This window comes from Pseudomonas sp. DW-iso3 (genome assembly GCF_058725305.1).
In genome coordinates this window covers 290772-310764 of the sequence record NZ_JBZXDZ010000008.1, presented here as the reverse complement: position 1 = coordinate 310764, position 19993 = coordinate 290772, and the positions used below count along the sequence as shown (strand labels likewise).

Annotated in this window: 20 protein-coding genes and 1 pseudogene; 11 read left to right on the top strand and 10 right to left on the bottom strand. The window is 60.9% G+C overall.

The features are described from left to right. The first annotated feature begins 111 nt into the window (after nucleotides 1-111). Nucleotides 112-600, top strand: a complete 489-nt coding sequence (locus AC4PS7_RS23935) for an Lrp/AsnC ligand binding domain-containing protein (protein WP_003176896.1) — start codon at nucleotides 112-114, stop codon at nucleotides 598-600. 22 nt (nucleotides 601-622) lie between these two features. On the opposite strand, the gene AC4PS7_RS23930 is transcribed toward AC4PS7_RS23935, so the two are convergent. Further along, nucleotides 623-976, bottom strand: coding sequence for a YkgJ family cysteine cluster protein (locus tag AC4PS7_RS23930; RefSeq protein ID WP_010207483.1), 354 nt, complete (start codon nucleotides 974-976; stop codon nucleotides 623-625). 115 nt (nucleotides 977-1091) lie between these two features. Here AC4PS7_RS23930 and AC4PS7_RS23925 point away from each other — a divergent pair, with 115 nt between their 5' ends. Continuing rightward, nucleotides 1092-2384 (top strand): NAD(P)/FAD-dependent oxidoreductase, encoded by a 1293-nt coding sequence (locus AC4PS7_RS23925; protein WP_236266745.1) that lies wholly within the window; start codon nucleotides 1092-1094, stop codon nucleotides 2382-2384. Between the two features lies 1 nt (nucleotide 2385). Here the strand turns inward: AC4PS7_RS23925 and AC4PS7_RS23920 are convergent, their stop codons facing one another. Then, complete coding sequence (locus tag AC4PS7_RS23920; RefSeq protein WP_010207487.1) at nucleotides 2386-2610, bottom strand: DUF1127 domain-containing protein; 225 nt, start codon at nucleotides 2608-2610, stop codon at nucleotides 2386-2388. Nucleotides 2611-2777: 167 nt separating this feature from the next. Between AC4PS7_RS23920 and AC4PS7_RS23915 the strand changes: the two genes are divergently transcribed. Both AC4PS7_RS23915 and AC4PS7_RS23910 read left to right on the top strand, forming a co-directional pair. Then, nucleotides 2778-4202 (top strand): aminotransferase-like domain-containing protein, encoded by a 1425-nt coding sequence (locus AC4PS7_RS23915; RefSeq protein WP_010207488.1) that lies wholly within the window; start codon nucleotides 2778-2780, stop codon nucleotides 4200-4202. Between the two features lie 62 nt (nucleotides 4203-4264). Then, complete coding sequence (locus AC4PS7_RS23910; RefSeq protein ID WP_492179787.1) at nucleotides 4265-5833, top strand: phospholipase D family protein; 1569 nt, start codon at nucleotides 4265-4267, stop codon at nucleotides 5831-5833. Nucleotides 5834-5923: 90 nt separating this feature from the next. Here the strand turns inward: AC4PS7_RS23910 and AC4PS7_RS23905 are convergent, their stop codons facing one another. After that, on the bottom strand, nucleotides 5924-7066 hold the full coding sequence (locus AC4PS7_RS23905; RefSeq protein WP_187516850.1) for an MFS transporter: 1143 nt from the start codon (nucleotides 7064-7066) through the stop codon (nucleotides 5924-5926). Between the two features lie 150 nt (nucleotides 7067-7216). After that, complete coding sequence (locus tag AC4PS7_RS23900; RefSeq protein ID WP_492179783.1) at nucleotides 7217-8710, bottom strand: aldehyde dehydrogenase; 1494 nt, start codon at nucleotides 8708-8710, stop codon at nucleotides 7217-7219. Between the two features lie 230 nt (nucleotides 8711-8940). Here AC4PS7_RS23900 and AC4PS7_RS23895 point away from each other — a divergent pair, with 230 nt between their 5' ends. Beyond that, a complete protein-coding gene (locus AC4PS7_RS23895; protein WP_010207492.1) occupies nucleotides 8941-9303 on the top strand; it encodes a cupin domain-containing protein in 363 nt (120 codons plus the stop codon). Between the two features lie 71 nt (nucleotides 9304-9374). Here the strand turns inward: AC4PS7_RS23895 and rpmG are convergent, their stop codons facing one another. Both rpmG and rpmB read right to left on the bottom strand, forming a co-directional pair. Further along, nucleotides 9375-9530, bottom strand: coding sequence for a 50S ribosomal protein L33 (rpmG, locus tag AC4PS7_RS23890; RefSeq protein WP_003176906.1), 156 nt, complete (start codon nucleotides 9528-9530; stop codon nucleotides 9375-9377). Between the two features lie 11 nt (nucleotides 9531-9541). Continuing rightward, the gene (rpmB, locus tag AC4PS7_RS23885) at nucleotides 9542-9775 is read right to left on the bottom strand and encodes a 50S ribosomal protein L28 (protein WP_010207494.1); all 234 of its coding nucleotides are present in this window, start codon (nucleotides 9773-9775) and stop codon (nucleotides 9542-9544) included. Nucleotides 9776-10233: 458 nt separating this feature from the next. Between rpmB and AC4PS7_RS23880 the strand changes: the two genes are divergently transcribed. Then, nucleotides 10234-11826, top strand: a complete 1593-nt coding sequence (locus tag AC4PS7_RS23880; RefSeq protein WP_106119381.1) for an ABC transporter substrate-binding protein — start codon at nucleotides 10234-10236, stop codon at nucleotides 11824-11826. Between the two features lie 27 nt (nucleotides 11827-11853). Here the strand turns inward: AC4PS7_RS23880 and radC are convergent, their stop codons facing one another. Beyond that, nucleotides 11854-12528, bottom strand: coding sequence for a RadC family protein (gene radC / locus AC4PS7_RS23875; RefSeq protein WP_042570939.1), 675 nt, complete (start codon nucleotides 12526-12528; stop codon nucleotides 11854-11856). A gap of 141 nt (nucleotides 12529-12669) precedes the next feature. Here radC and coaBC point away from each other — a divergent pair, with 141 nt between their 5' ends. The 4 genes and pseudogenes from coaBC to argB all read left to right on the top strand — a co-directional run bounded on the left by coaBC (nucleotide 12670) and on the right by argB (nucleotide 16926). After that, nucleotides 12670-13878, top strand: coding sequence for a bifunctional phosphopantothenoylcysteine decarboxylase/phosphopantothenate--cysteine ligase CoaBC (gene coaBC, locus AC4PS7_RS23870; RefSeq protein WP_010207499.1), 1209 nt, complete (start codon nucleotides 12670-12672; stop codon nucleotides 13876-13878). A 5-nt stretch (nucleotides 13879-13883) separates the two neighbouring features. Beyond that, on the top strand, nucleotides 13884-14339 hold the full coding sequence (gene dut / locus AC4PS7_RS23865; protein ID WP_042570951.1) for a dUTP diphosphatase: 456 nt from the start codon (nucleotides 13884-13886) through the stop codon (nucleotides 14337-14339). A gap of 240 nt (nucleotides 14340-14579) precedes the next feature. Beyond that, nucleotides 14580-16001: pseudogene (locus AC4PS7_RS23860) on the top strand (phosphomannomutase/phosphoglucomutase); the annotation flags it as partial. A gap of 19 nt (nucleotides 16002-16020) precedes the next feature. Further along, on the top strand, nucleotides 16021-16926 hold the full coding sequence (argB, locus tag AC4PS7_RS23855) for an acetylglutamate kinase (RefSeq protein ID WP_010207505.1): 906 nt from the start codon (nucleotides 16021-16023) through the stop codon (nucleotides 16924-16926). 201 nt (nucleotides 16927-17127) lie between these two features. Here the strand turns inward: argB and pyrE are convergent, their stop codons facing one another. Then, a complete protein-coding gene (pyrE, locus tag AC4PS7_RS23850) occupies nucleotides 17128-17772 on the bottom strand; it encodes an orotate phosphoribosyltransferase (protein WP_021492595.1) in 645 nt (214 codons plus the stop codon). An 82-nt stretch (nucleotides 17773-17854) separates the two neighbouring features. Between pyrE and crc the strand changes: the two genes are divergently transcribed. Continuing rightward, nucleotides 17855-18634, top strand: a complete 780-nt coding sequence (gene crc, locus AC4PS7_RS23845; protein ID WP_003195493.1) for a catabolite repression control protein Crc — start codon at nucleotides 17855-17857, stop codon at nucleotides 18632-18634. A gap of 58 nt (nucleotides 18635-18692) precedes the next feature. Here crc and AC4PS7_RS23840 read toward each other — a convergent pair whose 3' ends face one another. Then, nucleotides 18693-19064 carry a DUF4870 domain-containing protein gene (locus AC4PS7_RS23840; RefSeq protein WP_010207510.1) on the bottom strand — a complete coding sequence of 124 codons (372 nt, stop codon included), beginning with the start codon at nucleotides 19062-19064 and terminating at the stop codon, nucleotides 18693-18695. 22 nt (nucleotides 19065-19086) lie between these two features. Beyond that, entirely contained in the window at nucleotides 19087-19809 is a 723-nt protein-coding gene (gene rph / locus AC4PS7_RS23835) for a ribonuclease PH (RefSeq protein WP_010207511.1), read from the bottom strand. Between the last annotated feature and the right edge of the window lie 184 nt (nucleotides 19810-19993).

Sequence of the window (19993 nt, the reverse complement as noted above, 5' to 3'; positions counted from 1 at the left end):
AGCAATGATGAGCGCAGTGTAAAAAACAATTGCCAGTGCATTTCACTATATAACTGCCTATATTTGGCGACAATTCTCGGCAAAAACCCTTTTCACAGAGGCGTATCCCCTATGCGTACCAACACCCAGACCAAGCGGGAGCTGGACAAGATCGACCGCAACATCCTGCGCATCCTGCAAACCGACGGGCGTATTTCGTTTACGGAGCTGGGGGAAAAGGTCGGGCTGTCGACCACGCCCTGTACCGAGCGCGTGCGCCGGCTAGAGCGTGAAGGGATCATCATGGGCTACAACGCGCGGCTCAACCCGCAGCATTTGAAAGGCAGTTTGCTGGTATTTGTCGAGATCAGCCTCGATTACAAGTCCGGCGACACCTTTGAGGAGTTCCGCCGCGCCGTGTTGAAACTGCCCCATGTGCTGGAGTGTCACTTGGTGTCGGGCGACTTCGACTACCTGGTGAAGGCGCGAATTTCCGAGATGGCGTCGTACCGCAAACTGCTGGGCGATATCCTGCTCAAGTTGCCCCATGTGCGGGAGTCAAAGAGCTATATCGTGATGGAAGAAGTGAAGGAGAGCCTGAACCTTCCGATCCCGGACTGACTGACACAACACAGTAACCGAGTTAAACCAGTACCTGCCGGGTACTCGCCATGTATTCGTGGATCTGTTTTTCCACCCGCGGGTGAATCAGCTCCACCGGCCTGCGCCCGTTGGGGCACGGCAACGTCTTGGTCGTGCCGAACAGCCGGCAGATCAACGGTCGCTCGTCGTACACCGTGCAGCCGTGGGGGCCCAGGTGCACGCAGTTCAGTTCATCCATGGCCGCGTCCTGCTCGGCGGCGGTCTTGCGCGGCAGGCGCGACATTTCCTCCGGCGAGGTGGTCACCGGCCCACAGCAGTCGTGGCAACCGGGAACGCACTCGAACGAAGGAATCTGCCGACGCAGCGCGCTGATTTTCTGACTGTTGCAACTCATCGAAACACATACCGAACGGCGAATAGACGTGGATTCTGACGCAAAACGCCCTGCGCAGACAGTTTTGTCCGACCGCTGTATCCTGCGTCAAATTTTCCAAACAGGGATGCTCCCCATGACTGCCAGCGCCCGGCACGCTCCGTCCTATTATGCAGCCAGCAGTGTGGCGCAACCCGATTACCCGGTGTTGACGGGCGACATGACGGCCGATGTATGCGTGGTCGGCGGGGGCTTTTCCGGGCTGAACACGGCGCTGGAGCTGGCCGAGCGGGGTTTCAGCGTGGTGTTGCTGGAGGCACGCAAGATCGCCTGGGGCGCCAGCGGACGCAACGGCGGCCAATTGATTCGTGGCGTCGGGCATGGCTTGGACCAGTTCGCCAACGTGATCGGCACCGAAGGCGTGCGCCAGATGAAGCTGATGGGCCTGGAAGCGGTGGAGATCGTGCGTGAGCGCGTCGAACGCTTCCAGATCCCCTGCGACTTGACGTGGGGCTACTGCGACCTGGCCAACAAGTCCCGCGACCTGCAAGGCCTGGCCGAAGACGCCGAAGAGCTCCGCGGCCTCGGCTATCGCCATGAAGTGCGCCTGCTGCACGCTGACCAAATGAGCAGCGTGATCGGCTCGGACCGTTATGTAGGCGGCATGATTGACATGGGGTCCGGCCACTTGCACCCGCTGAACCTGGCCCTTGGTGAGGCCGCCGCCGCGCAGCAGCTGGGCGTGAAGCTGTTCGAGCAGTCCGAAGTCACGCGCATCGACTACGGCCCCGAAGTCAACGTACACACCGCCCAGGGCAACGTACGCGCCAAAACCCTGGTGCTGGCCTGCAATGCCTACCTCAATGGCCTCAACCCACGCCTGAGCGGCAAAGTGTTGCCCGCCGGCAGCTACATCATCGCCACCGAACCGTTGAGCGAAGCCCAAGCTGTCGATTTGCTGCCGCAGAACATGGCGGTGTGCGACCAGCGTGTCACGGTGGATTACTTCCGGCTGTCCGCCGACCGTCGCCTGCTGTTCGGCGGCGCCTGCCATTACTCCGGTCGCGATCCCAAGGACATCGGCGCCTACATGCGCCCGAAAATGCTGCAGGTGTTCCCGCAATTGGCCGACGTGAAAATCGATTATCAATGGGGTGGCATGATCGGTATCGGTGCCAACCGCTTGCCGCAGATTGGCCGCCTGACCGACCAACCCAACGTGTATTACGCCCAGGCCTACGCCGGCCATGGCCTCAACGCCACCCACCTGGCGGGCAAGTTGCTGGCCGAAGCCATCAGTGGCCAGCAACAGGGGCGCTTTGACCTGTTCGCCCAGGTGCCGCACATCACCTTCCCCGGCGGCAAGCACCTGCGCTCGCCGCTGCTGGCATTGGGGATGCTCTGGCACCGCCTCAAAGAGCGGATGTGATTCAATCGCGCCAGAAGGATTTCAGACCTTCCTGGCGCGCTTGTTCGGCGGTCAATCCGACATCGCGCAGCTGTTCGCTCGTCAGATGCAGCAGAGCCTTGCGCGTGTGACGACGGTGCCAGAACAGACTCCAGCGGCCGATGTCGCGCGGCGCCGTAGCCCGCTCCTGCTCTGCCTCCAGTTCCTGACTGTGTAACGCCAGCCGCACATCGCTCATGCCGTTCATTTTGCTGCCCCTCATTTGCATTGTTGCCTTGAGTGACAAGCATGGGCGTACGGCAGAAACCATTACAGATTCAACCCACCTTTATTAAATACATACAGATACTGCCTATGGTTGGCTGAATCCTGTATTTTCTGCCTATCTGTAATGGTTTATCGGGAGCAAACGCCATGACCCTGTACATGAACCTCGCCGAGTTGCTGGGCACCCGCATCGAACAGGGCTTCTATCGCCCTGGTGATCGTTTGCCTTCTGTACGGGCCTTGAGCGTGGAACATGGGGTCAGCCTGAGCACCGTGCAGCAGGCCTATCGATTGCTGGAAGACAACGGCCTGGCGATGCCCAAGCCAAAATCCGGCTATTTCGTGCCGGTCAGTCGCGAGCTGCCGGCCCTGCCCGAGGTTGGCCGTCCGGCACAGCGGCCCGTGGAAATCTCCCAGTGGGATCAGGTACTGGAGTTGATTCGCGCAGTTCCGCGCAAGGATGTCATACAGATGGGCCGAGGCATGCCGGATGTATTGTCGCCGACCATCAAGCCCCTGCTGCGCAGCCTGGCCCGCGTGAGTCGCCGCCAGGATCTACCGGGCCTGTATTACGACAACATCCTCGGCTGTGTGGAATTGCGCGAGCAAATCGCCCGTCTCTCCTTGGATTCCGGCTGCCAGCTGACGGCCGAGGACATCGTGATCACCACCGGTTGCCATGAGGCACTGTCCGCCAGCATCCATGCGATCTGCGAGCCAGGCGACATTGTCGCGGTGGATTCGCCGAGCTTTCACGGCGCCATGCAGACCCTCAAGGGCCTGGGCATGAAAGCCCTGGAAATCCCCACCGACCCGATCACCGGCATCAGCCTTGAAGCCCTGGAATTGGCGCTGGAACAGTGGCCGATCAAGGTCATCCAGCTGACCCCCAACTGCAACAACCCCTTGGGCTACATCATGCCCGAGGCGCGCAAAAAGGCGCTGCTGACCCTGGCGCAGCGCTTTGACGTGGCGATCATCGAAGACGATGTGTATGGCGAGCTGGCCTACAGCTACCCGCGCCCGCGCACCATCAAGTCCTTCGACGAAGACGGCCGTGTATTGCTGTGCAGTTCATTCTCGAAAACCCTGGCACCGGGTTTGCGCATCGGTTGGGTCGCACCGGGCCGATACCTGGAACGGGTGCTGCACATGAAATACATCAGCACCGGCTGCACCGCAACCCAACCGCAGATCGCGATTGCCGAATTCCTGAAAGGTGGTCACTTCGAACCGCATTTGCGGCGGATGCGTACCCAATACCAGCGTAATCGTGACTTGATGATCGACTGGGTCAGCCGCTACTTCCCTACCGGCACCCGCGCCAGCAGGCCCCAGGGTAGTTTCATGCTCTGGATCGAGCTGCCGGAAGGCTTTGATACGCTCAAGCTCAACCGTGTGTTGGTAGAGCAAGGCGTGCAGGTGGCCGTCGGCAGCATCTTTTCGGCGTCGGGCAAATACCGGAACTGCCTGCGCATGAACTACGCTGCCAAGCCAACGCCGCAGATTGAAGAAGCCGTACGCAAGGTGGGTGCTGCCGCAATCAAGATGCTGGCCGAGGCGGCCGACTGACCTTTTGCAGGAATTTGCCGTCACATGCCGACAACCGCCCTGATCTGGAAGCAACTCCCTTGATGATTCAACGGCTATTACCGTTTTTCCTGCTGGGAGCCCTGGCCCTGGGCGGCTGCGCAACGGTGAGCACACCGCGCATCCCCAGCGACGCCCTGCCCGCCGCACAATCATCGTTCGGCCGCTCGATCCAAGCGCAGGCGGCGCCGTATCAAGGCCGCTCCGGCTTTCGCCTGCTGCCCAATAGCAGCGAGGCTTTCATGGCCCGCGCCGAACTGATCCGCAACGCCCAGATCAGCCTCGATCTGCAGTACTACATTGTGCATGACGGCATCAGTACGCGCATGTTGGTGGACGAACTGCTCAAGGCTGCTGACCGTGGCGTGCGCGTGCGCATCCTGCTGGACGACACCACCAGCGACGGCCTCGACCAGATCATCGCCACCCTCGCCGCCCATCCCAAGATCGAGATCCGCCTGTTCAACCCCTTGCACCTGGGCCGCAGCACGGGTGCCACACGGGCCATGGGACGGCTGTTCAACCTGTCGCTGCAGCATCGGCGCATGCACAACAAGCTGTGGCTGGCGGACAACAGCGTGGCGATCGTCGGCGGACGCAATCTGGGGGATGAGTATTTCGACGCTGAGCCCAACCTGAACTTCACCGATATCGACATGCTCAGCGTGGGGCCCGTCGCCGAGCAGCTTGGTCATAGTTTCGACCAATACTGGAACAGCGCCCTGAGCAAGCCGATCGATGACTTTGTCGCCAATATGCCCTCCAAAAGCGACCTGGCCGCCGCGCGTGTGCGCCTGGAAGCGTCCCTGGCCGAATCGCGCCAGCAGAACCACGCGTTGTACAACCGCTTGCGCACCTACCAGACCCAACCGCGCATGGACACCTGGCGCCGCGAGCTGATCTGGGCCTGGAACCAGGCATTGTGGGACGCGCCGAGCAAGGTGCTGGCCAAGGCCGACCCGGATCCTCGGTTGTTGCTCACCACCCAACTGGCACCGGAGCTGGAAGGGGTCAATCATGAGCTGATAATGATCTCGGCGTACTTCGTGCCAGGGCAACCCGGCCTGGTGTACCTGACCGGGCGCGCCGATGCCGGTGTGTCGGTGAGCCTGCTGACCAACTCCCTGGAAGCCACCGACGTGCCTGCCGTGCACGGCGGTTATGCGCCCTATCGCAAGGCGCTGCTGGAGCACGGCGTGAAACTCTACGAGCTGCGCCGCCAACCGGGCGACCCCAGTGGCGGCAGCGGCCCACACCTGTTTCGCCGAGGCACCTTCAGGGGCTCCGATTCGAGCCTGCACAGCAAGGCGATGATCTTTGATCGCGAGAAGTCGTTTATTGGTTCATTCAACTTCGACCCGCGCTCGGTGCTGTGGAATACCGAAGTGGGTGTGCTGGTCGAAAGCCCTGAGCTGGCAGAACATGTGCGCAACCTGGCGCTGCAAGGCATGGCGCCGCCCTTGAGCTACGAGGCGAAACTGCAGGACGGCCAAGTCGTGTGGGTGACCGAAGATAACGGCCAACTGCACACCTTGACCCGCGAGCCTGGCAGTTGGTGGCGACGGTTCAATGCCTGGTTTGCCACCTCAGTAGGCCTGGAACGCTTGCTGTAGGAGCGAGCTTGCTCGCGAAAAACGTTAACGATAACGCGTGCCGCCTGGTTTAACGCGGCGTCCTTGAGTTCTTCGCGAGCAAACTCGCTCCTACACCGGTTGTGCCGCTCCGAATGCGCCTTGGCGCAGCAACAACAGCACCAGGCCCAGCGCACCGGCCGCCATCAGCAACGGCAACGCATGCCCGCTGATCCACTGGCTGCCAGCGCCGGCCACCAGCGGACCGATCAGGCAACCGATCCCCCACAACTGCGCCACATGGGCATTGGCGCGTACCAGTGCATCGTCACGGTAGCGCTCGCCGATCAGGATCAACGACAGGGTGAACAACCCTCCGGCACTCGCGCCGAACACCACCCAGACCAGCCAGATCAGCGGCGTGTGCATCAGCAGTGGAATCGCCAGGCTCGACACCAGTAACAGCACCGCACAACTCAGGAACAGCGTACGTCGCGGCAGGTAGTCGGCCAATGCGCCAATAGGCAATTGCAGCAGCGCATCGCCGACCACTACGGTGCTGACCATGGCCAGGGCCATCTCGGCGGTGAAGCCCTGCTGCAGGCAATACACCGGCAACAGCGTCAGAATCATCGCCTCGAACGCGGCGAACAACGCCACCGCCCAGGCAATCGCGGGCAGGCTCAGGCAGAAGCGCCAGAGGTCGGCGAAGGTCACGCTGAAGGACTCGGCGGTGGGCGCGCCGGAGCGGCCCAGCAACAGGAATGGCGCCACTACCAACAAGCCCACGCCGACCCAGAAGCCGTAGTCATGGCCTGTGCCGATCAGGCCCAGCAGCAACGGACCCGACAGCTGGCTCAAGGCATAGCTGCAGCCATACAGCGCCACCAGCCGTCCGCGCCACTGCTCCACCACCAACTGGTTGATCCAGCTTTCGCCCAAGATAAATACGATGGTCAGGATCACCCCGATCATCAGGCGCAATACCAACCACACCGGGTAGCTGGGCAGGATCGCCAGCAAGCCGATGGACACCGCGCCCGCCCACAGGCACAGGCGCATGAGGTTGGCGGTGCCGAGCCATGAGGCCATGCGACTGGAGACCTTCGCGCCCAGCAGTACGCCAAAGGCCGGCATCGCTGCCATCACGCCGATTGCGAAACTGCCGTAGCCCCAGCTTTCGAGGCGCAGGGACACCAGCGGCATGCTGACGCCCAGGGCCAGGCCGACACTGAGCACCGAAGCCAGGACTGCGAAATAAGTCGCCCAACGCATTTCCACGCTCCTGTGGATAATTCTTGAGGTCATGCAAAACAGTGTGGGAGCGGGCTTGCTCGCGAAAACGGTTGCACATTCAACATTGATGTCGACTGTCATACCGCTTTCGCGAGCAAGCCCGCTCCCACATTTGGACTGCGGTGTTGCTTAGAGCTTGATCCAGGTCGCCTTCAGCTCGGTGTACTTGTCGAACGCATGCAGCGACTTGTCGCGACCGTTGCCCGATTGCTTGAAGCCACCGAACGGCGCGGTCATGTCGCCGCCGTCATACTGGTTGACCCACACACTACCGGCGCGCAGGGCTTTGGCGGTGAGGTGCGCCTTGGAGATATCGGCTGTCCACACGGCTGCGGCCAGGCCGTAGATGGTGTCGTTGGCGATGGCGACAGCTTCTTCGGCGCTGTCGAAGGTGATCACCGACAGGACGGGGCCAAAAATCTCTTCCTTGGCGATCTTCATGGCGTTGGTCACACCATCGAAAATCGTCGGTTCGACATAAGTGCCACCGGTTTCTTCCAGGGTGCGCTTGCCACCGGCGACCAACTTGGCGCCATCGGCATGGCCGGCTTCGATGTACGAGAGCACGGTGTTCATTTGCTGGGTGTCCACCAGCGCGCCCACATTGGTTGCCGGGTCCAGTGGGTTGCCGGGCTTCCAGCCCTTGAGGGCCTCGATCACCAATGGCAGGAATTTATCCTTGATGGAGCGTTCCACCAGCAGGCGGGAACCTGCGGTGCAGACCTCGCCCTGGTTGAAGGCAATGGCACCGGCGGCGGATTCGGCGGCGGCTTGCAGGTCAGGCGCGTCGGCAAACACGATGTTCGGGCTCTTGCCGCCAGCTTCCAGCCACACACGCTTCATGTTCGATTCACCGGAGCGGATCAACAGTTGCTTGGCGATCTTGGTGGAACCTGTGAACACCAGGGTGTCGACGTCCATGTGCAGCGCCAGCGCGTTGCCGACGGTGTGACCGTAGCCCGGCAGCACGTTGAACACGCCTCTTGGAATACCGGCTTCAACGGCCAGGGCCGCGATACGGATGGCCGTCAGCGGGGATTTTTCGGACGGCTTGAGGATCACCGAGTTACCAGTGGACAGCGACGGGCCGAGTTTCCAGCAGGCCATCATCAACGGGAAGTTCCACGGCACGATGGCGCCAACCACGCCAACGGGTTCGCGGGTCACTAGGCCCAATTGGTCGTGTGGGGTCGCGGCGACTTCGTCGTAGATCTTGTCGATGGCCTCTCCGCTCCAGCTCAGGGCATTGGCCGCGCCGGGTACGTCGATGTTCAGGGAGTCGCTGATCGGCTTGCCCATGTCCAGGGTTTCGAGCAGCGCCAGCTCTTCGGCATTGGCCTTGAGCAACGCGGCGAAACGGAGCATGGCGGACTTGCGTTTGGCCGGCGCCAGGCGCGACCACACACCGGAATTGAAAGTGGCGCGGGCGTTTTCCACGGCGCGCTGGGCGTCGGCCGCGTCACAGCTGGCAACAGTGGCCAGCAGGCGGCCATCGACCGGGCTGATACATTCGAAGGTGTCACCGGATACGGCGGCGGTGTACTCGCCATTGATATAGGCACGGCCCTCGATCTTCAGATCCTTGGCGCGTTGTTCCCAGTCGGCACGGGTCAGGGTGGTCATGCGAGTGTCCTCCTCTTATTGAATACAAGGGCCGGGCGGTGTCCCCCGGCAGCCTCAAAGAATTCTTGCCCGGCCAGCCTGCTGTTCGGCTCAAGGCAGCTGCCACCCTAAACCAGCGGCTGGGGATGTTTCAATATATTTGACATAACCCCGGCAAACGCCCTTGCGATGTTCATTTTAATAAACATAGACTTTGGGTTCTCCAACCGCAGGCCAGACGGGACACGCACATGAGCATCCAGGACATCGTCGACTTCAGCCAAGCCAGCACCGCCCCAGAACGCTACCGCCCCGCTGCCGAAAAAATCCTCAAGGGCGATCCCGAGCAAACGATCTATAACCACTACAACAGCCCGTGCGGACAGATGAGTGCCGGCGTGTGGGAAGGTGAAGTCGGGCAGTGGAAGGTCAACTACACCGAACACGAATACTGCGAGATTGTGCAGGGCGTGTCCGTGCTACGTGATGCCGACGGCAATGCCAAGACCTTGCGCGCCGGCGACCGTTTCGTGATCCCCGCCGGCTTCAGCGGTACCTGGGAAGTGCTGGAGCCTTGCCGCAAGATCTACGTGGTGTTCGAACAGAAAGCCTGACCGGCAAATCGCAGGCAAAAAAAAGCCCGAATCGTGAGATACGGGCTTTTTTTCACAAGGAGGAAAATCAATTACTTGATTTTGCCTTCTTTGTAGATCACGTGCTTGCGAACGCGCGGGTCGAACATTTTCTTTTCGAGCTTGTCCGGGGTAGTACGCTTGTTCTTGTCGGTAGTGTAGAAGTGACCAGTACCGGCGCTAGAGATCATTCGAATCAATTCACGCATGATATAGCTCCTTAGATTGTGCCAGCGCGGCGCAATTCAGCCAGCACGACAGTGATGCCACGCTTGTCGATGATGCGCATGCCTTTAGCAGATACGCGCAGACGGACGAAACGTTTCTCTTCTTCAACCCAGAAGCGGTGATGCTGCAGGTTCGGCAGGAAACGACGACGGGTTTTGTTATTTGCGTGGGAAATGTTATTCCCAGTCACCGGACCCTTACCGGTAACTTGACAGACTCTCGACATGCCTCAGCCCTCTAAAACCACATGCCCAACCCGGCATGGGTTGGCCGCTTAATCTCTCAGTCATTTGGCGCCAGGCGCCGCGTTTCTTTAGGGTCTTACCGGCTACACCTACAAGCGAAGGAACCGGGCCCCTAGAAAAGAGCGCTGCTTTATACCAGAAAGACCCCAGTGCAACAACAGCCCGAGTGTTTTTACTGGCGTAAATCTTGGCGGCAGACGCCTGAACCGTTGCCAGGAGGGGCCGCTGTCACAGCCGACCGCTCGTCGCACAGAATGATTTACAGCGCTCGCGGGCACGGTGAAGTGCACGACAAAACGCGCTGAGGTGCCATCAAAACAGTATTTGGGGCAAAAGCACAGGCAAAAATGGGCTAGTCATTTACCAATCAGACCACTACGGTAGGACTTTTCCAGACTGCACTCGCAGATGGGCCTTCGATCTGCAAAGGAAACCGAACATGCGCCTCGCTGCCCTACCGCTATTGCTCGCCCCTCTCTTTATCGCGCCGCTGGCCTCTGCCGCCAGCAACTTGAGCGTCTGCACCGAGGCCAGCCCCGAAGGGTTCGATGTGGTGCAATACAACTCGCTGACCACCACCAACGCCTCGGCCGACGTGCTGATGAACCGCCTGGTGGACTACGATGCGGCGAGCGGCAAACTGGTGCCCAGCCTGGCGGACAGCTGGGAAGTTTCGCCGGATGGCCTGACCTATACCTTCAAGCTGCACCCGGATGTGAAATTCCATCGCACCGAGTACTTCACGCCAAGCCGCACCCTGACCGCCGAAGATGTGCGCTTCAGCTTCGAGCGCATGCTTGACCCCGCGAACCCATGGCACAAGATCGCCCAGAGCGGCTTCCCCCACGCGCAGTCGCTGCAACTGCCGACGCTGGTCAAGAAAATCGACGCCCTCGACCCGCTGACCGTGCGCTTCACTTTGGATCACGCCGACTCCACCTTCCTCGCCGCCCTGAGCATGGGCTTTGCCTCGATCTACCCGGCGGAATACGCCGACAAACTGCTCAAGGCCGGCACCCCGGAGAAGCTCAACAGCCAGCCGATCGGCACCGGGCCGTTCATCTTCAGCCGCTTCCAGAAAGATGCCGTGGTGCGGTACAAGGCCAACCCGAACTACTTCGCCGGCAAACCGCCTGTGGATAACTTGATCTTCGCCATCACCCCGGACGCCAATGTGCGCCTGCAGAAACTGCATCGCGACGAATGCCAGATCGCCCTGTCACCCAAGCCGCTGGATGTGGGCGAAGCCGAAAAAGACCCGGCGCTCAAGGTGGAGAAAACGGCGGCCTTCATGACCGCCTTCTTGGCCATCAACAGCCAGCACCCGCCTCTCGACAAGCCAGAAGTGCGCCAGGCGATCAACCTGGCGTTCGACAAGGGCAGCTACCTCAAGGCCGTGTTTGAAGGCACCGCCGAAGCCGCCAACGGCCCCTACCCGCCCAACACCTGGAGCTACGCCAAGGATCTGCCCGGTTATCCACAGGACCTCGCCAAAGCCAAGGCACTGCTGGACCGCGCCGGGCTCAAGGACGGTTTCAAGACCACCATCTGGACCCGCCCTACCGGTAGCCTGCTGAACCCCAACCCAAACCTCGGCGCACAGCTGCTGCAGGCTGACCTGGCCAAGGTCGGCATCCAGGCCGAGATCCGCGTGATCGAATGGGGCGAGCTGATTCGTCGCGCCAAGGCTGGCGAACACGACCTGCTGTTCATGGGCTGGGCCGGCGACAACGGCGACCCGGATAACTTCCTGACCCCGCAGTTTTCCTGCGCAGCGGTGAAATCCGGCACTAACTTCGCGCGCTACTGCGACCCTGCGCTGGACAAACTGATCAGCGCCGGCAAGACCACCAGCGAGCAAGGCGTACGCAGTAAGCTGTACCAGCAGGCCCAGGCGCAGATCCAGCAACAGGCGCTGTGGTTGCCGCTCGCGCACCCGACGGCGTTTGCCCTGGCTCGCAAGAATGTTGAGGGCTACCAGGTGAGTCCGTTTGGTCGCCAGGATTTCTCGAAAGTCAGCGTCAAGCCCTGAGCACCAGGCCCGTCCCGATGGGGCGGGCTAGATCCACCCATATTCCGCCATCGACAACGGATCGCCATCCCCCACGATGATGTGATCCAGCACCCGCACATCCACCACTTCCAGGGCTTTCTGCAGCAACTTGGTCAATTTTCGATCAGCTGCGCTCGGCTCAAGGCTGCCGGAAGGATGGTTATGGCACAGGATCAACGCCGCCGCGTTGTAGGCCAAAGCGCGCTTGACCACCTGCCGGGGATACACCATCGCCGCGTCGATGGTGCCTTGGGACAACGCCTCGAAGCCCAGCACCCTGTGCCTTGAATCAAGGAACAGGCAGCCGAAGATCTCATGAGGCTCATGGCGCAGCATGGCCTTCAGGTAGTCCCGTACGGCCACGGGGCTTTCCAGCACCGATTCGCTTCGCAGGCGCTCGGCCATGTGCCGCTTGGCCATTTCAAGCACTGCCTGCAACTGGGCAAACTTCGCCGGCCCCAGGCCCAGTTGCTGGTTGAACAACGTCTGGCTGGCCTCCAGCAGTGGGCGCAGGCCACCGAATTGCGCCAACAGATGGCGCGCCAGGTCCACCGCACTCCTGCCGGAAACCCCGGTACGCAGGAAGATCGCCAACAGTTCGGCATCCGACAGACTCGCCGCGCCCCACTCCAAAAGCTTTTCCCGGGGCCGTTCTGCCACCGGCCAATCACGAATACTCATCCCACCTCCCTGCGCGTGCGCCGCTGTTGCCTCGCGGACGCTGTGTTATCGTAGGCCCTCTTTTTTGCATGTGATTTCCCCTGGGGAGGGGGCATCGCAGGCGTCACTGAACTGGCATCACTGAACTGGAAAGGCAAACCAATGCAGCGTCTGTATCGGAAACGCATCGTTCTCGGCGTTGGCGGCGGCATTGCCGCCTACAAGAGCGCAGAACTGGTTCGCAGGCTCCTGGACCAAGGCGCCGAAGTGCGCGTGGTCATGACCCGCGGTGGCAGTGAGTTCATTACCCCACTGACCATGCAAGCGCTGTCCGGCCACCCGGTTCACCTGGACCTGCTCGACCCGGCAGCTGAAGCCGCCATGGGCCATATCGAGCTGGCCAAATGGGCCGACCTGGTGCTGATCGCGCCGGCCACCGCCGACCTGATCGCACGCCTGGCCCAGGGCATCGCCGATGACCTGCTGACCACCCTGGTACTGGCCACCGACGCCACCGTCGCCATCGCCCCGGCCATGAACCAGGCCATGTGGCGCGACCCGGCCACCCAGGCCAACACCCAACTCCTGCAAAGCCGTGGCCTCAAAGTGTTCGGCCCGGCCTCCGGCAGCCAGGCCTGTGGCGACGTCGGCATGGGCCGCATGCTTGAAGCAACCGACCTGGCGCTGTGCGCCGCCGAGTGTTTCCAGCACCTGGCCCTGACCGGCAAGCACGTGCTGATAACGGCGGGGCCGACCCAGGAAAACATCGACCCGGTGCGCTACATCACCAACCATAGCTCAGGAAAAATGGGCTTTGCCTTGGCTGAAGCGGCGGTCGAGGCAGGCGCACGCGTCACCTTGATCACCGGCCCGGTGCATTTGCCAACCCCTGACCGGGTCACGCGAATCGACGTAGTCAGCGCCCGCGACATGCTGGCGGCCTGTGAGGCAGCCATTCCGTGCGACCTGTTCATCGCCTCGGCGGCGGTGGCGGACTACCGCCCGGAAGTCGTCGCCCCGCAAAAACTGAAGAAAGACCCTACAAGCGGTGACGGCCTGCTCCTGCAAATGGTGCGCAACCCGGACATCCTGGCGACCATCGCCACCCGTGCGGACCGTCCGTTCAGTGTCGGCTTTGCCGCCGAGACCGAACACCTGCTGGACTACGCAGCACGCAAATTGAAAGACAAAAACCTCGATCTGATCGTTGCCAACGATGTCGCCAACCCGAGCATCGGCTTCAACAGCGAGGAAAATGCCATCAGCGTGATCGACCGCGAGTTGCACGCCACCGTTTTCGCCCAGACCAGCAAGGGCAAGATTGCCCGCCAACTGATCTCTTTTATCGCCCAACGGCTGAACCAGGTTTAATGTCCATGCACGCTTTGCAAGCCAAGATCCTCGACCCACGCATCGGTAACGAATTCCCACTGCCGGCCTACGCCACTCCAGGCTCCGCCGGCCTCGACCTGCGCGCCATGCTCAAGGAGGACACCGTCCTTGAGCCGGGCCAGACCATCCTGATTCCCACCGGCCTGTCGATCTACGTCGGCGACCCTGGCCTGGCGGCGCTGATCCTGCCCCGCTCCGGCCTGGGCCACAAACACGGCATCGTACTGGGCAACCTGGTGGGCCTGATCGACTCGGACTACCAGGGCGAGCTGATGGTGTCGTGCTGGAACCGTGGCCAGACCGCGTTCAACATCGCCGTCGGCGAGCGCATTGCCCAGTTGGTACTGGTGCCGGTGGTGCAGGCGCACTTCGAGCTGGTCGAGGAGTTCGATGAAACCCAACGCGGCGCAGGCGGTTTTGGGCATTCCGGAAGTCACTGACTAAGCTGAATCTGGCCGGGCGCCATTGCCCGGCCAAACGCCACCGCAAGGCTTTTCAGGACGAAGAATGCGCGGACCTTATCAGCGAGATTTCTCCATAGAAATCAACGAATTACGCGACAATCCAGACGAAACCAGCGCTCCGATGGCATTTTTGCACCACGAACTCTCTGCCGAAAACACCGTCATACCCTTCAGTTTGAGCCTGCCGGTCAGCCACATTAAGGCCAGCCTTGCCCCCTTCAGATGGAGTTCCCCCCCGCGATGAGTACCGCAGCCCGAGTAGTCCCGACATTCCCCGACAGCATCTTTCGCGCCTATGACATTCGTGGCGTGGTGCCCAAGACCCTGACTGCCGAAACCGCCTACTGGATTGGCCGCGCCATCGGCTCCCAGAGCCTGGCCCAGGATGAGCCCAATGTTTCGGTCGGCCGTGACGGTCGCCTGTCCGGCCCGGAACTGGTGGAGCAACTGATCCAGGGCCTGGCCGACAGCGGTTGCCATGTGAGTGACGTTGGCCTGGTGCCAACACCTGCGCTGTACTACGCAGCCAACGTACTGGCCGGCAAATCCGGAGTGATGCTCACCGGCAGCCATAACCCGTCGGACTACAACGGCTTCAAGATCGTCATCGCTGGCGACACCCTGGCCAACGAACAGATCCAGGCGCTGCACGACCGCCTGAAAAACAACGACCTGACCAGCGGCAAGGGCACCGTCACCAAAGTTGACATCCTGCAACGCTACTCTGATGAAATCACCCGTGACGTCAAACTCGCGCGCCGCCTCAAAGTGGTGGTGGATTGCGGTAATGGTGCGGCCGGCGTGATCGCCCCGCAGCTGCTCGAAGCCCTGAACTGCGAAGTGATCCCGTTGTTCTGCGAGGTCGACGGCAACTTCCCCAACCACCACCCGGACCCAGGCAAGCCTGAAAACCTGGTGGACCTGATCGCCAAGGTCAAGGAAACCGGGGCTGATGTCGGCCTGGCCTTTGACGGTGACGGCGACCGTGTGGGCGTGGTGACTGAAACCGGCGAAATCGTATTCCCGGATCGCCTGCTGATGCTGTTTGCCCGCGATGTGGTAGCGCGCAACGCCAACGCCGAGATCATCTTTGACGTGAAGTGCACCCGCCGCCTCACTCCGCTGATCAAGGAATATGGCGGCCGCCCGCTAATGTGGAAGACCGGTCACTCGTTGATCAAAAAGAAAATGAAGGAAACCGGCGCGCTGTTGGCCGGCGAAATGAGCGGCCACGTGTTCTTCAAGGAGCGCTGGTTCGGCTTTGATGACGGTATTTACAGCGCCGCACGCCTGCTGGAGATCCTCAGCAAGGAAAAATCCACCGCCGAAGAGCTGTTCCAGACCTTCCCGAACGATATTTCTACGCCAGAGATCAATATCCATGTGACCGAGGAGAGCAAATTCAGCATCATTGACGCACTGCACGATGCGCAATGGGGCGAAGGCGCCAACCTGACCACCATTGATGGTGTGCGAGTCGATTACGCCAAAGGCTGGGGCCTGGTTCGCGCGTCCAACACCACACCGGTGCTGGTCCTGCGTTTCGAGGCGGATACCGAGGCTGAGTTGCAGCGCATCAAGGACGTGTTCCACGCCCAGTTGAAACGTGTTGCCCCTGATCTCCAATTACCGTTCTGATTTTTTACCGGAGCCCTGAATGACCCTCGAACGCGAAGCCGCTGCCAACACTGCCAAGGTCCTGTCCGAAGCGTTGCCGTACATCCGACGCTACGTCGGCAAGACGCTGGTGATCAAGTACGGCGGCAATGCCATGGAAAGCGACGAGCTGAAAACCGGCTTTGCCCGCGACATCGTGTTGATGAAAGCCGTGGGGATCAACCCGGTGGTGGTCCACGGTGGCGGCCCGCAAATCGGCGACCTGCTCAAGCGCTTGTCGATCGAGAGTCACTTCATTGATGGCATGCGCGTCACTGACGCGCAGACCATGGACGTGGTGGAGATGGTCCTCGGTGGCCAGGTCAACAAAGACATCGTCAACCTGATCAACCGTCACGGCGGCAGTGCCATCGGCCTGACCGGCAAGGACGCGGAGCTGATCCGGGCGAAAAAACTGACCGTGACCCGTCAGACGCCGGAAATGACCCAGCCGGAAATCATCGACATCGGCCAAGTGGGCGAAGTGATCGGCATCAACACCGACCTGCTGAACCTGCTGGTCAAGGGCGACTTCATTCCGGTGATCGCGCCGATCGGTGTGGGTGCCAATGGCGAGTCCTACAACATCAACGCCGACCTGGTGGCCGGCAAGGTGGCCGAAGCACTGAAAGCTGAAAAGCTGATGCTGCTGACCAACATCGCCGGCCTGATGGACAAGCAAGGCAAAGTGCTGACCGGCCTGACCACCCAACAGGTGGACGACCTGATCGCCGACGGCACCATCTACGGCGGCATGCTGCCGAAGATCCGTTGCGCGCTGGAAGCGGTGCAAGGCGGCGTCGGCAGCTCGCTGATCATCGATGGCCGGGTGCCGAATGCGGTACTGCTGGAGATCTTCACGGATACCGGCATGGGCACGTTGATCAGTAACCGCAAGCGTCCTTAAACGCCAAAAACTAAAAAGCCCCGCACAATCCGATTGAGCGGGGCTTTTTTATGGACGCTGATTTTGCAGCAGTGCGGAGATCCCCTGTGGGAGCGGGCTTGCTCGCGAAAGCGGTGGATCAGTCAGCACCTGTATCACTGAAAGACCGCCTTCGCGAGCAAGCCCGCTCCCACACAAGCCCACTCCACAGGTTTTACTGTGTCAGACGCCGAATTGCTCGCGGTACGCACGCACCGCCGGCAGGTGCTGCTTGAGCTGCGGATCATCCTCCAGGAACTGCAACACCTGGTTCAACGACACGATGCTCACCACGGGAATGCCAAAATCACGCTCCACTTCCTGGATCGCCGACAACTCACCGTTGCCACGCTCCTGGCGGTTCAGCGCGATCAGCACACCGGCGGCCTTGGCGCCGTCCTGGGACGCGATGATCTGCATCACTTCACGGATAGCCGTACCGGCCGTGATCACGTCATCGATGATCAATACATCGCCGGTCAGCGGCGCACCCACCAGGCTGCCGCCTTCGCCATGAGCCTTGGCTTCCTTGCGGTTGAAGCACCACGGCAGATCGCGCCCATGATGTTCCGCCAGGGCCACGGCCGTTGCAGCTGCCAGGGGGATACCCTTGTAGGCCGGGCCAAACAGCACGTCGAAGGAAATACCGCTTTCAACAATGGCTGCCGCGTAGAAACGCCCCAACTGAGCCAGGGCCGAACCCGAGTTGAACAAGCCCGCATTGAAGAAATACGGGCTGGTGCGCCCGGACTTGAGGGTGAACTCACCGAAGCGCAAAACCCCGCGATCGATGGCAAAACGAATGAAATCGCGTTGATACGCCTGCATGAAAAAAGCCTCAGATACCACGGATTTAGCTAATTAGGTAGACGGCGTGTATCATACACGCACGCGATTTTTGGGGCCATTTATGCGGATCATCAGTGTGAACGTTAATGGTATTCAGGCTGCAGTCGAGCGTGGTTTGCTCAGTTGGCTGCAAGCCCAGAATGCCGACGTCATCTGCCTGCAGGATACCCGCGCCTCCGCCTTTGAACTGGACGACCCAGCCTTCCAACTGGATGGCTACTTCCTTTATGCCTGCGATGCCGAAGTGCCCACCCAAGGTGGCGTGGCTTTGTATTCGCGGTTGCAACCCAAGGCGGTCATCAGCGGCCTCGGCTTCGAGACAGCCGACCGCTACGGGCGCTACCTGCAAGCCGATTTCGACAAGGTCAGCATCGCGACCTTGCTGCTCCCTTCGGGGCAGAACGGCGATGAAGACTTGAACCAGAAGTTCAAGCTAATGGACGATTTCGCCCGTTACCTGGATAAACAGCGACGCAAGCGTCGCGAGTACATTTATTGTGGCTCGCTGTACGTGGCGCAACAGAAGCTGGATATCAAGAACTGGCGCGACAGCCAGCAATCCCCGGGCTTCCTGGCGCCGGAACGTGCCTGGATGGACGAGATTGTCGGCAACATGGGCTATGTGGATGCCCTGCGCGAAGTCAGCCGCGAAGGCGACCAGTACAGCTGGTGGCCGGATAACGAACAGGCTGAGATGCTCAACCTGGGCTGGCGTTTCGACTACCAGTTGCTGACCCCAGGTCTGCGCCGGTTCGTCCGCAGTGCACGCCTGCCACGCCAGCCACGCTTCTCGCAGCATGCGCCGCTGATCGTGGACTACGACTGGACACTGACCATCTGAGGTCTTTTTCCAGCCACAAAAAAACCGACATCGCTGTCGGTTTTTTTGTGGGTGCTCATTATTTGATCACACGCCAGGTCAACGGGTAGCGATAGGGAATCCCTTTGTTGGCCTTGATGCTGCCGATGATGGTCAGCACGATCGTGGCGACCGCCAGGGCAAACATCAGGAAAAACCCAACCACCGCGAAGGCCAGCACGATGCAAGCGATCCAGGCGATGGCCACGGTGATCTGGAAGTTCAAGGCTTCCTTGCCTTGATCATCAATGAACGCATCCTTTTCCTTCTTCATCTGCCACAGGATCAGCGGCCCCACGACACTGCCGAAGGGGAACACAAACCCCAGAAACGCCGCGAGATGGCACAACATTGCCCCCTGGCGCACTTCGTAGGAAGGCGTCGGCACCGGCACTTGGCTGTTGTCATTCATGGCGTTTCTCCTTGAGGCGGGCTCAGTCAGCCAGGGCGGCGTTCTGCAACTCGAAGATTTCGGTCATGCCTTTCTGGGCCAGGGCCAGCATGGCATTCAGGTCGGCCGGCTGGAATGGCGCGCCTTCGGCGGTGCCCTGCACTTCGATGAAACCACCGGTGCTGGTCATGACCACATTCAGGTCGGTTTCGGCGGCCGAGTCTTCCAGGTAGTCCAGGTCCAGCACGGGCTCGCCCTGATACATGCCTACCGACACAGCGGCGATCATTTGCTTGAGCGGGTCGCCCGCCTTCAGGCCGCCGCGCTTCTTGATCACTTTCAGTGCGTCAACCAGGGCCACCATGGCGCCGGTGATGGACGCGGTACGGGTGCCGCCGTCGGCCTGGATCACGTCGCAGTCGACGTACAGGGTCACGTCGCCCAGCTTGGACATGTCCAGGGCTGCGCGCAGGGAGCGGCCGATCAGGCGCTGGATTTCCAGGGTACGACCGCCCTGCTTGCCACGGCTGGCCTCACGCTGGTTACGCTCGCCGGTGGCGCGCGGCAGCATGCCGTACTCGGCGGTCAGCCAACCCTGGCCCTGGCCTTTAAGGAAGCGCGGCACGCCGTTTTCAACGCTGACGGTGCAGATGACCTTGGTATCGCCAAACTCGACCAGTACAGACCCCTCGGCGTGTTTGGTGTAGTTGCGGGTGATGCGGATCGAGCGGAGCTGATCGGCAGCGCGACCACTTGGACGTTTCATAGGGAGACACCTGTACTGAGGACGAAAAACTGCCGAGCATTATAGAGCCGCGAGCCGATTCGGGGCACTGCTAAAAAATTCGGTTACGAATGCTCGGGTTTGGGCGTGTCCGCCCCACTGCGCTACAATCCTGCGCCTTCTTAATCATCAGCCCGTGTTTTCGGGCTGCAACGCGAGGTACCTC